The sequence below is a fragment of the Rhizobium sp. SEMIA 4085 genome (assembly GCF_013004495.1).
GTDB classification, from domain to species: Bacteria; Pseudomonadota; Alphaproteobacteria; order Rhizobiales; family Rhizobiaceae; genus Rhizobium; species Rhizobium gallicum.
This window is the reverse complement of record NZ_JABEPH010000630.1, coordinates 1-1,767: the sequence shown is the minus strand read 5'-3', so window position 1 is coordinate 1,767 and position 1,767 is coordinate 1. Positions and strand designations below refer to the sequence as shown.

The 1,767-nt window shown below is 61.1% G+C and carries 2 protein-coding genes; both read left to right on the top strand.

Annotated elements, in window-relative coordinates; all coding sequences use genetic code 11:
- Nucleotides 1-529 (top strand): biotin/lipoyl-containing protein (locus C9413_RS31820; protein WP_170251507.1); only part of this gene is annotated, 529 nt, incomplete at its 5' end.
- Between the two features lie 114 nt (nt 530-643).
- The coding region (locus C9413_RS31815) for a hypothetical protein (protein WP_170251505.1) at nt 644-1,767 on the top strand (1,124 nt) is incomplete at its 3' end.

The following is a 1,767-nucleotide window of genomic DNA, read 5'->3' as shown; positions in this document are numbered from 1 at the left end:
GAAGCTTCGCGAGGAAGGGGTCGGGAAGATCGACGCGGCCTATGTGCCGGGGAGACTTGCCGACGGACTGGTGACCATCCCGTTCGACATGGAGATGGAAGCAGCGGGAGAAAAGATCCATGTTGTCACCGATTGGCGACCCGGTGCACCAGTCTGGAACGGGGCAATCGGCGGACGGGCGGTGACGGCCCAGATCCGGCCGGTTCTGAACGGCATGCGCATCGACTGGCAAGGCCTTGCGATCCGCGCCACGGTTTTTACGCCGCGCCACGCCGAGCTCGATTGCCTGATGCCGGTCAAGCTCCCGCCGGATACCTCGAAGCTGCTGCTTTGCCCGATGCCGGGGCTGGTGATTTCGATCGCCGTCGCGGAAGGCCAGGAGGTAAAGGCCGGTGAGACACTTGCCGTCGTGGAAGCTATGAAGATGGAGAATGTGCTGCGCGCCGAACGTGATTTGGTCGTCGGCAAGATCAATGCGAAGCCTGGCGAGAGCCTCGCCGTCGATGCCGTGATCCTGGAATTCGCCTGATCCGGATTGGCACAGGTCCGTCTGCGCCGCAGCTTGCGCGACTTCGCATTTGTTAAGGTCTTGTAGCCTAGTATGTGGCGTTTTCGTCTTGTGGCTGGGGCCTCGGAGACACGAATGACGGCGCTGCAATCTGCCGCCCTGCTGCTTTTCATCAATCTTGGCCTCCTCGGGCTGCTCATGCGCATACCACTCGGCGTGCGCACCATTCGCCTGACGCGGACATTCCAGAGACCGCCGGAGGAGCTGTGGAGAGCGATCGATCCCGCCGGCACCGACGCTGACTGGCACCATTCCGTCATCAGCAGCAAGCCGCTCAAGAACCGCACAGGCATCGTCGAGCAGATCTACAGCCATTTGGACCGCGACGGCGCACCTTTGCGCCGCTTGCTGGCTTTGGAGCCGTTGCCGGCCGCCGGCGGACGCGGCTTTCGTTCGCGTATCGCTGACGACAGCACGCTTGATTTGGCCTTCTGGCGGGATTTCAGCGAAAGCAGGATCGTGCGCCGGCTGCCCGACGGCGCCGAGATCGAAATTACGCAGACGGATCGTTACCGCGGCCTCGCCTTCCTTCTTTTCCGATATGTCATGCTGCGCCGCGAGCTGCGTGCGCTCGAAGGTTGGCTTGAAACCGGTGCATCGGTTCCGCAGGGATATTTCGAACGTCCCACGTTTCAATGCGGACTGGCTGCAGTCTCGACGTTTTTGCTTTGGCCGTTCTTCGGACTGACGACGTACGGGCTGATGATCTCGACATTTCTTACCCTGGTCATCGCTCTGCACGAGCTCGGGCATCTCGCCGCCTACCGGACTTTCGGACATGAATCCGTGCGCATGATCTTCGTGCCGCTCCTCGGCGGCATCGCGATTGGCGGCAGACCCTACAAGAGCCATTTCGAGGTTGCCACCTGTGCGCTGATGGGACCTGGCATCTCGGCCTTCTTCGTGCCTATCCTGATTGCCGGGGATAACATTGCGGCACATGGGCTGCTGTCGGAGCAATTCCGCGGCCCGCTATTGATCTTCCTGCTCATCCTCGGCGCTTTCAACCTCCTCAATCTTCTGCCAATGCAAAGGTTCGACGGTGGCCAGGTCTTGCGGCAGATCTTTAGAACACCGCGCTCGCTAATCGGAGCGAGCTTTGCCATTACGGCCTGCATTCTCGCCATCGGCTGGGAGGTCGGCGTTTCCAGCGGCATCCTGGCTGCAGCGCTCGCCGTCTTCATCCTGCTCAGCATGAT